This is a genomic window from Rossellomorea oryzaecorticis (assembly GCF_038405515.1).
Lineage (GTDB): Bacteria > Bacillota > Bacilli > Bacillales > Bacillaceae_B > Rossellomorea > Rossellomorea oryzaecorticis_A.
The window spans coordinates 1-9,174 of sequence record NZ_JBBYAF010000068.1 but is presented as its reverse complement, the minus strand read 5'-3'; the positions used below and the strand labels follow the sequence as shown (position 1 = coordinate 9,174).

The 9,174-nt window shown below is 39.6% G+C and carries 10 protein-coding genes and 1 tRNA gene; 6 read left to right on the top strand and 5 right to left on the bottom strand.

Translation table 11 applies throughout. From position 1 onward, the window contains the following. The first annotated feature begins 116 nt into the window (after positions 1–116). Positions 117–1,022, top strand: a complete 906-nt coding sequence (locus AAEO50_RS20445) for an MBL fold metallo-hydrolase (RefSeq protein ID WP_341986216.1) — start codon at positions 117–119, stop codon at positions 1,020–1,022. On the opposite strand, the gene AAEO50_RS20440 is transcribed toward AAEO50_RS20445, so the two are convergent. The 4 genes from AAEO50_RS20440 to AAEO50_RS20425 form a co-directional block, all read right to left on the bottom strand. Further along, positions 1,019–1,693 carry a DUF421 domain-containing protein gene (locus tag AAEO50_RS20440; protein WP_341986215.1) on the bottom strand — a complete coding sequence of 225 codons (675 nt, stop codon included), beginning with the start codon at positions 1,691–1,693 and terminating at the stop codon, positions 1,019–1,021. The genes AAEO50_RS20445 and AAEO50_RS20440 overlap by 4 nt on opposite strands. Positions 1,694–1,830: 137 nt before the next feature. Then, positions 1,831–2,259 carry a GNAT family N-acetyltransferase gene (locus AAEO50_RS20435; RefSeq protein WP_341986214.1) on the bottom strand — a complete coding sequence of 143 codons (429 nt, stop codon included), beginning with the start codon at positions 2,257–2,259 and terminating at the stop codon, positions 1,831–1,833. Positions 2,260–2,263: 4 nt separating this feature from the next. Beyond that, positions 2,264–2,782, bottom strand: coding sequence for a YjcG family protein (locus tag AAEO50_RS20430; RefSeq protein WP_341986213.1), 519 nt, complete (start codon positions 2,780–2,782; stop codon positions 2,264–2,266). A 311-nt stretch (positions 2,783–3,093) separates the two neighbouring features. After that, complete coding sequence (locus AAEO50_RS20425; RefSeq protein WP_341986211.1) at positions 3,094–3,819, bottom strand: esterase family protein; 726 nt, start codon at positions 3,817–3,819, stop codon at positions 3,094–3,096. Positions 3,820–3,967: 148 nt separating this feature from the next. On the opposite strand from AAEO50_RS20425, the gene AAEO50_RS20420 reads away from it, so the two are divergent. From AAEO50_RS20420 to AAEO50_RS20405, 4 genes are all read left to right on the top strand, one after another. Next, a complete protein-coding gene (locus AAEO50_RS20420) occupies positions 3,968–4,522 on the top strand; it encodes a phosphatidylglycerophosphatase A (RefSeq protein ID WP_341986210.1) in 555 nt (184 codons plus the stop codon). A 315-nt stretch (positions 4,523–4,837) separates the two neighbouring features. Further along, positions 4,838–5,824: a TAXI family TRAP transporter solute-binding subunit gene (locus AAEO50_RS20415; RefSeq protein ID WP_341986209.1), complete on the top strand. Its 987-nt coding sequence runs from the start codon at positions 4,838–4,840 to the stop codon at positions 5,822–5,824. Between the two features lie 83 nt (positions 5,825–5,907). Continuing rightward, positions 5,908–6,426: a DUF1850 domain-containing protein gene (locus tag AAEO50_RS20410; RefSeq protein ID WP_341986208.1), complete on the top strand. Its 519-nt coding sequence runs from the start codon at positions 5,908–5,910 to the stop codon at positions 6,424–6,426. Next, positions 6,413–8,398, top strand: coding sequence for a TRAP transporter permease (locus AAEO50_RS20405; protein WP_341986207.1), 1,986 nt, complete (start codon positions 6,413–6,415; stop codon positions 8,396–8,398). The genes AAEO50_RS20410 and AAEO50_RS20405 overlap by 14 nt, the downstream gene beginning before the upstream one ends. 69 nt (positions 8,399–8,467) lie before the next feature. On the opposite strand, the gene AAEO50_RS20400 is transcribed toward AAEO50_RS20405, so the two are convergent. Beyond that, positions 8,468–8,701 (bottom strand): hypothetical protein, encoded by a 234-nt coding sequence (locus AAEO50_RS20400; RefSeq protein WP_341986206.1) that lies wholly within the window; start codon positions 8,699–8,701, stop codon positions 8,468–8,470. Between the two features lie 149 nt (positions 8,702–8,850). Between AAEO50_RS20400 and AAEO50_RS20395 the strand changes: the two genes are divergently transcribed. Beyond that, a tRNA-Val gene (locus AAEO50_RS20395) sits at positions 8,851–8,922 on the top strand. Positions 8,923–9,174: the final 252 nt, after the last annotated feature.

Sequence of the window (9,174 nt, the reverse complement as noted above, 5' to 3'; positions counted from 1 at the left end):
TTTGACTTATGACCTCGAGGGACTAGCCGCCGCAGCTGGACAATAAAAAGCGAAGGCGGCTTGCTCAGGCCCGACAAGCATAAGGTGAACATACCTCTGCCAAGGTACCGAAAGGAATGAAGAAGTTGAAGCTTCAACAATTTACGGAACATTGCTTTGCATTCACAGGTGCAGTAAACATCGGATATTGTAAGAAAGATGGTAAAGGGCTGCTTGTCGATACCGGAATTGATGAGTCATCAATAAAAAAGGTATTGAAAATCATAAAACAAAATGCTTTGCCTTTGGATTATTGCATTATAACCCATGCCCATGCAGATCATTTCGGAGGCGCAGCCTATTTGAAAAAAAACACGCACATCCCTTTATATGCAACTGCCCTTGAATCAGCTATAATGGAGAACCCGATTTTAGAACCGATTTATCTTTTTAATGGGGCGAGTCCGATTGAGGAATTAAGAAATAAGTTTCTGGAAGGACCGAAAGTTTTGGTTGAACATGATCTGAAGATAGGGGAGAATACCATCGGTCCGTTTGAGATGGAAGCACTGGATTTATCAGGACACTCTTATGCACAGACAGGTTTGCTCATTGAAGATATCTTATATGCTGCAGACGGTTACTTTGGACGTGAAGCCCTGAATAAGCACGTCATCCCTTTTATCATTGATGCCGACAAAACTTTATCCTCATTGGAAAAACTCCTTCACATACAATGTAAAGGAGCAGTTCCGGGACATGGACCATTTGAAGAAAATTTTCAAGCTTCGGTACGCGAAAATAAAAAGGTCCACATGGAAAATCTACATTCTCTTTATCAACTGATCGGAAGTAAAGAGAACGGTGAAACGGTAGAAACACTTACGAAAGAAATGTTGACATTACATAACCTGGAAGTACAAACCTTAGGTCAGTGGCTGTTGTTTCGCACATCTATCACAGCTTATTTAGCAAGCCTTCAGCGTGAAAAACGGATAAGGTTCATTGTCAGGGATAATGAGCCGAGGGTGGTGGCTGACTAATAGCCTTGAATCAACAGACTTTCTCCTTCTTTCCATTCGGCATAAAGAACATCTTTGGCTGATTGAAAGCCCTGCTTATTAAGTTCACTCATCAGCCAATCTTCTTTCTGATGTACGATTTTTAGATTATCATAAACAATTTCACCATCTACAACCAATGAGAGGGGAAGACTTATATGAACAGGCTGGATATTTAAGTCGGCCCGCTGAACGTTTTCATACATCGGCTTTTTTAGAACGCTTAATGTACCATTGGATTCAAGGAGGGCATATTCACATTCGCGTACGGAAAAAATGTCCTTTGCCCTTAGTAAATGCTGAAGCTGATTTAAATCTAGATGATTCTTCTTTAATTGTTGGAAGTCGATCTTTCCTTTATTGATCACTATAGCAGGAGTACCTTCCATGATATGTCGGAATCTTCTCGACTTTTGGGTGAAGTATTCCGTAGTGAATATTAAAGAACCCCAAATAAAGATGGCTGCTAGGATGGGCCACACACTGATATCTTTATCATAAAGGGAATTCCCTACCAGCTCCCCTAATATTAACGCAGAGATGAAATCAAAGGCGGATATTTGGGTTATTTGCGTTTTTCCCAATATTTTCGTTAGAATTAAAAGGGCAAAATATCCAACGACGAGTTCTACTGCTATTGATATAAACTCCATAGAAATCCCCCTCCCCATATATTTCCTCATTATCGTCCAGTTAATAGGGGTTTATACTTCTGAGTACATGATTCACCTTGGTAAATAAAAAAGATCAATCACCCGCCAAAAGCGGAGATTGATCTTTTTTTATGCCATTAAATGATTGTCTTTACCATAGTCTTATGGGGGATTCCCGCATCCATAAATTCCTCTGAGACAATTTCAAAACCTAATCCTTCATAAAATGGAATGGCATATGTTTGAGCATTGAGCTTAAGTTTGGGTATGGACTTATCTTTGGCGTATTGTTCCATGGCAAGCATGATTTCTCTCCCGGCGCCTTTACTGCGTAAATTCTTAAGTACACAGATTCTTTCAATCTTGCCAATTCCGCCATCCACTATTCGGAAGCGCCCTGCACCGGCAGCGAGATCTCCATCATATAAAACAAAGTGGGTGGATCCATTTTCAAATTCATCAATTTCTTCTGCTAATGGCACATGTTGTTCATTCACAAATACTGTTTTCCGTATTTGAAAAACTTCTTCAAGCTGTGATTCTGAATTTGCGATTTCAACTCTCAAGTGGTCACGATTCCTTTCCTAAACGGAATGTTTCATATACAGTCCAGGAACCATTCTCTAATTGGTACAATAGGTGGAAGCGGTCGATTGTTTCTTCATGATCTACACCAAGCATGCTGAGTGAACCATATATATCCGAATGTTCATCGTTCGAAAGCTTTTGTGCAATAGTGATATGCGGGACAAACGCGAATTCGGGCTCATCGTTTAAGATATTCTTTTTATGCATATCGTGATGGAGGCCTTCTAATTCAGGAGTAGGTTCAACCTTGAAATAAATTACATTATTTACAGGCTGAAACGAACTGACTTTATAAGCCTTTAGGTTAAACGGATCATAATTTTTTGCGATACTTCTCAGGTTATCAGCGATATCTTTAATTTGATCATCATCAGCCGAGAACACATTTTTCAAGGTTAAATGTGGTGGAATCAAGGCGTAATGAGGATCGTAACGTTTACGATAAGAGTTTGCTAAATCTTGAAGATTTTTTGATGGGAATATGACAACACCATAATTCATTTTCTTCAATCCTCCTCTAGATACTATCACTTGCAAAAACTTTTAATATATTATAGTATAGCAAATTTTTCAAAAATTTAATATAGGACGAACGGAAGGAACTTTTTCCTTAAAGAACACTTTTAAATGCCGCTTTTGATTTCCGTGGAAGACTTCGCTTTTCCCGCAGGGGTCTTCGTCTTCCACTACAATCAAAAGCTGGAACGAGCTAATACGATTAACAGAAACTTACTTTATCGAATGCCTTGTTACATATAGTTTTTGAAGATTTGAATTACCAAAATACAGTAATAGTTGTTTCTAAAATAGAATTAACCAAACATCATGGGTAATGCACGTTTTAGGTCCGGCTGCCAGTGTTTCCAGGTATGATCTCCATCAAACTCATCATAGAAAGCAGAGAATTTTTTTTTGGTGAATAACTCATGCAGTTGACGGTTAGGAGTAAGGAAGTCTTTCACTGTTCCGTCGGTTGTTTTTACTTCTGTTTCTTTCTTACCGATTATATGATAGATATTCAGTAAGTGAGGCTGCGGGAAGTTTTTGACTTCATTCAATACTTTATCATTGACCAATGGCGATTGAAGAATTACTTTTCCAAAGGTGTTGGGATACTTCAAGGCAGTCATCAGTGAAACAGTCGCCCCGAGTGAATCTCCAATAAGCGCCCTGCCCATGCCCATGTGATAAGTTGGATAATGCTCATCCAAATAGGGTACGAGTTCATGAGCCAGAAAGCGGATGTAAGCATCGTTTTCTTCGCCGTGAGGATGATATTTCCTTCGTCTGTCTTCTACATTTTTATAAGGTACACCTACGATGATCATATTCTCTATCTCTTTGTTACTCAGTAATTCATCGGCCAAGCGGGGAATTCTTCCAAGTTGAAAATAATCCTTTCCATCTTGGGCAATCAATAATGAATATTTATAAAGAGGAGAAAAAGTGGCAGGGAGATAGACCAGCATCTTGATTTCCTCATTTAATTCCTTACTATAGAGGTTTAATTCGTTAACGGTGCCCCTATTTACAGTCATACAAAACCCTCCTGATTCTTTCGATAACGTTTACAAAAAGATTGTATCACAATCATCAATGTAAATCCCTTAAGCAGATTGGAATACGAATATTCGAAAAAATGATATAATTTCACTAAAGAGGTTAAGTCAGAAAGGAGTACATATAATGCATAAGCCGATTCACTCAAAGGAAGTTACAAAAGCTGCCCTACAGAAACTTCAGGATAGAGGGGTCACAATAGAAGATATTGCAGAAATCGTCTTTGAAATGCAATTTCCCTACCATAATGAATTAGAAATGGATGATTGTATTGAAAGTGTAAAGAAAGTGCTGCTAAAAAGAGAAATACAACATGCTATATTAGTAGGAGTGGAACTGGATCAGCTGGCTGAAAAGAGAATGCTTTCTGAACCGCTGCAATCAATCGTTGAAACCGACGAAGGTCTCTTCGGGGTAGATGAGACCATTGCACTTGGTGCTGCCCTGGGATATGGAAGTATAGCTGTTACTACTTTCGGTCATTTAGACAAAAATAAGATTGGGATCATTCATGATCTCGATACAAAAAGGGGCAAGGGGATTCATACTTTCCTCGATGATATCGTTGCAAGTATTGCAGCAAACGCTTCTTCAAGAATTGCACACAGCTTAAGGGATAAGGAAGAAAATATTACAAGTGAAGAGAAGAAGCAATTTGAAGATGAAGAATTAATTGGCTAGTTTTCGACTGATATATAACAGATTGACTGAAGGAACGTTTTGTTCCTTCAGTCTTTTTTATGTGGACATTCATCTATTTGGGAGGAATAAAAATGGGAGGCGGCGAAAGCGCTTTATTCATTCCCCATGCATTTTACAATTTCTTGACATGATGAAATCATGCGGTAAATAAGATGTTTTATAGGTTTGTTGTATGACGGTAAGTTTTTTTTATGAAAAAATTTATAAGTTTATGTATCCCGTTTGACAAGAATGTTACAGTTTGTGATACAATTGATTACGGGAAAGTAGAAAATTTAATAGGGGGATTAGACTATGAAAAAACGCAGCTTATTTTTAAGCACTGCCCTTCTTCTCATTCTATCTGCTGTTCTGGCAGCTTGCGGAGGCGGAGCTGGCGGCGGAAGTTCTGATGGGGACGAAAAAGTCGACTTTATCGGAATCGCTACTGGTGGAACGGGTGGTACATATTACCCGCTTGGTGGTACCTTTGCCAAGATCATTGAAGATGAGACTGGAATTAAAGCCTCAGCTTCAACATCTGGTGCATCAGCTGAAAACATGGCATCAATCAAAGACGGAAAAACTGAAATCGCATTTACACAAACAGATATAGCATCTTATGCTTCTGAAGGTTCTCAAATGTTCTCCGACAATAAAGTTGAAAACGCTCGCGGAATTGCCTCTTTATACCCTGAGACGATTCAAATCGTGACCACAAAGGATTCCGGAATCAAATCGGTTGAAGATTTGAAAGGGAAAGTTGTATCCGTTGGTGAAGCTGGTTCAGGTACTTTGCTAAACGCAGAACAAATTCTTGAAATTCACGGGATGAAACTTGAAGACCTTGAAGCACGTAACTTATCATTCGATGATTCTACTACAGGAATCCAGGATGGTACAATTGATGCAGCATTCATCACTTCAGGTACCCCAACAGGTGCCGTAGAAGGATTGGCAGCAACTGAAGATATTACAATCGTACCGGTTGAATCTGCTAAAATTTCTGAACTCATCGAAAAGTATCCTTACTATGCTGAAGATGAAATTCCAGCTGGTACGTATAGTAAAGTAGATGAAGCAGTGAAAACTGTAGCAGTCCGTGCAATGTTAGTAACAAACGCTGATATCTCAGAAGATGTCATTTATGATGTAACAAAAGCAATTTTCGAAAACACAGACAAGATTACTCATGCAAAAGGAAAACTTATCAAAGCTGAAAATGGCTTAAAAGGCATGGGAATCGAATTGCATCCGGGTGCTAAAAAATACTTCGATGAAAAAGGTATTTCAGCAGAATAATTCACCCCGAGATGAACAAAGGATAGGCCGCTTATCACGGTCTATTCTTTTGTTTTGAAGAAAGGGAAAAGGGGGAGAGCTTCATGAAAAAGAAATACATATTATGGTCCAGCCTCCCTGTATTCATTCTCTTATCATTCATCTTTCTTCCATTACAAACATTCCTGGTGATAGAACCGAGAAATGATGGGAAACCAGCTTATTTCTCAAGCAGCAGCAATACAACCTTCTCTATTCGCTATACTCATTCCATTCACCTTTCAGAGGTAGAGGAGTTCTATCGCCAAACATCTTCTAATAAAATTCAGCAAACCAAACTATTGTATGAAGATACCGCAATTGGAATGCCTTCAAATGCAGAAGACGAAGAAGTATTCGAAAGGACTAAAGATGGCAGGTATCAGATTTCGAATATGAACAGAAGATTTACGTACATCGATATTCGCATTGGACAAGTGGTTGCGAATCACCGGATTGTGTATGAAGACAACGTATATCCATTTAAAGACTACTTTAAAGAAGGATCTGTCGTTAGAGTACAATATAAAAAAGTATCACTATTCAATCAATGGAGAGGAGTGATTGTTGTTGGTAAAAGATAAAAAGTTTGAATCACTGACTGCAGAACAACAACAAGAATTATTAGAAAAATACGACCCTGAATCTTCAACGAGAAAATTGGAACATGGCATGTTTAAATGGATCATATTCTTTGGTCTTTTAGCTTTTTCATTATTTCAATTAACAGCATCCATTTTTCAATTCATACCGAGGCAATTATTACTATCTATACATTTAGGGTTTGCACTATCCCTTGTATTTCTTCTTTTCCCTGCAAGGAAAAAGAATTTGAAATTGAACAAGCTGGCTTGGTATGACATCGTACTGGCGGCAATATCTGTAGGGATCGGTGCCTACTGGCCGATTATGCAGGATGATATCGTCAGCAGAGTCGGACTTATGACAAGCCTCGATTTTTACGTAGGATTAGCGGCCATTCTTTTAGTATTGGAAGCAACAAGACGTGCCGTAGGATTGCCGATTACGATTATCTCTTCGGCTTTCCTTCTGTATATGTATTATGGAAGACAGATGCCGGGATTCCTTGCGCATCGCGGATATGATTTAGATGACATCGTCAAGACGATGTTCTTTACTTCTGAAGGGATACTGGGTACGCCATTATATGTTTCAGCTACGTTTATCTTCTTATTCCTGTTATTCGGTGCATTTCTGGTGAAGACAGGTGTAGGTCAATACTTTAATGATTTAGCCGTTTCTATTGCAGGTAAGCGTACTGGTGGACCTGCAAAGGTTGCTATCTTCTCGAGTGCATTGCAGGGAACAATCAGTGGAAGTTCTGTAGCCAACGTTGTAACATCAGGTTCGTTCACGATACCAATGATGAAAAAACTTGGATACCGTAAGGAGTTTGCGGGAGGAGTAGAGGCTGCAGCTTCAACAGGCGGTCAGCTCATGCCGCCGATCATGGGGGCTGCTGCTTTTCTGATGGTGGAGTTCATTGGCGGGATTTCTTATTGGGATATTGCCAAAGCTGCGGCTATTCCAGCCGTTCTGTATTTCACAGGAATCTGGATCATGACTCACTTTGAAGCAAAACGATTAGGATTACGGGGGCTTTCTGATGAAGAAATGCCAAACCGTAAAGAAGTATTGAAGAAGATTTATTTGCTCCTTCCTATATTGACAGTCATCATTCTTCTTGTAAGTGGAATGAGTGTCATGAGAGCGGCACTTTGGTCAATCGTGGCAACCATCGCAATCAGTGCAATCCGTAAAGAGACAAGAATCGGGTTCAAAGATGCTGTCGATGCATTAGTTGATGGTGCTAGAACTGCCCTTTCCGTAGCAGTTGCAACAGCAGCTGCTGGTATCATTGTCGGGGTGGTAACAAAGACTGGATTAGGTTTGACATTAGCGAATGGACTGGTTGATTTAGCGGCTGATTTAACAAGTTCAGCTCAAGGAAAACTTCTCCTTACTTTATTCTTTACTATGATCGCATCGATTGTGTTGGGAATGGGGTCACCTACTACAGCCAACTATGTCATTACGTCAACAATTGCGGCTCCAGCTATTATTTTGCTTGGAGCACCTGAGCTGTCAGCTCACTTATTTGTTTTCTATTTTGGAATTATTGCAGATATCACGCCGCCTGTGGCTCTGGCAGCCTTCGCGGCAGCCGGGGTCTCAGGGGGAGAACCGATACGGACAGGGGTCAATTCAGCGAAGCTGGCAATCGCTGCATTCATCATCCCGTATATGTTCGTACTGTCACCAGAATTGCTTATGATCGATACAACCATACCTCAGTTGTTATGGGTTGTATTCACAGCGGTAACTGGTATGATCGCCATCGGAGCAGGCATGATTGGTTACTGGTTCCGCAGATTATATGTAATCGAGCGTTTCCTATGTGTAGCGGCCGGTCTGATGCTGATCTATCCGGAAGGAATGTCGGACACTATCGGACTGATTTCATTTGCAGTTTTATTGGCCATTCAGTTCTTTATAAAAAGAGAAGACAAACAGCCAAAAGAAGCGACTGCATAATCAATAGTTCCAATCATAGAGAGGATGACCTCGGCAGGTCGTCCTCTTTTGAAATTATGCGATGAGATATCAATTTGTATGTGATGAATGTCTTTCATAGAAGCCTTTTACAGGAAATACTGCTAAGATATGTTCGATTCGAAAAGTCCGGAACTGTTTACGGAGAAAACAATAGGCTACAATGCTATCTAAGTTCATTTTCTTGACGATGATTTTTCTTTTGGTGGATTGATTATGTTGTGCCATATAAATGATTTCAATCGGTAATTGTTCAGTTAACGAGAGGAAAAAAAGTTTGTTCACCGAGTTCATCCTTTCAGGCGAGGTAATAACAGTATATACGAACGTTCGTTCTCTTATGCAATTACTTTATAAAATTTTCGACTGAAATTCCATAAGAATTTATTGACATTTCAGCTATCCAAGCTATAATAAATTATGTAGTTTAAATCGACCTGTTAGCTCAGTGGGAGAGCACTTCCTTGACAGGGAAGGGGTCGGGGGTTCAAGTCCCTCACAGGTCATAAATAAAAAAGCGGCTGGAACAAAAGTGTTTTAGTCTAAGTAAAAACCCTAACTAATTTGCCTTTCAGCAGGAAAATTAGTTAGGGTTTTTAGTTTACTTATAATTTATAATTTTAGTTTACTTATAATCACAATGAGATTTTAGGACTTCCAGCGGTTGATTGGAGTGCAAGACGAAGACTCCTGCGGGAAGAGTAGCTGATGTGAGACCTGTCCAGCTCCAGGGCTTAGAGGCACATGTCATAAGTCAA

Excerpts from the sequence above, each read along its gene's own strand:
- AAEO50_RS20430 (WP_341986213.1), bottom strand. The coding sequence starts at position 2,782 with ATGAATTATGGTGTTGTCATATTCCCATCAAAAAATCTTCAAGATTTA.
- AAEO50_RS20420 (WP_341986210.1), top strand. The coding sequence starts at position 3,968 with ATGCATAAGCCGATTCACTCAAAGGAAGTTACAAAAGCTGCCCTACAG.
- AAEO50_RS20445 (WP_341986216.1), top strand. The coding sequence starts at position 117 with ATGAAGAAGTTGAAGCTTCAACAATTTACGGAACATTGCTTTGCATTC.
- AAEO50_RS20410 (WP_341986208.1), top strand. The coding sequence starts at position 5,908 with ATGAAAAAGAAATACATATTATGGTCCAGCCTCCCTGTATTCATTCTC.
- AAEO50_RS20440 (WP_341986215.1), bottom strand. The coding sequence starts at position 1,693 with ATGGAGTTTATATCAATAGCAGTAGAACTCGTCGTTGGATATTTTGCC.
- AAEO50_RS20425 (WP_341986211.1), bottom strand. The coding sequence starts at position 3,819 with ATGACTGTAAATAGGGGCACCGTTAACGAATTAAACCTCTATAGTAAG.
- AAEO50_RS20415 (WP_341986209.1), top strand. The coding sequence starts at position 4,838 with ATGAAAAAACGCAGCTTATTTTTAAGCACTGCCCTTCTTCTCATTCTA.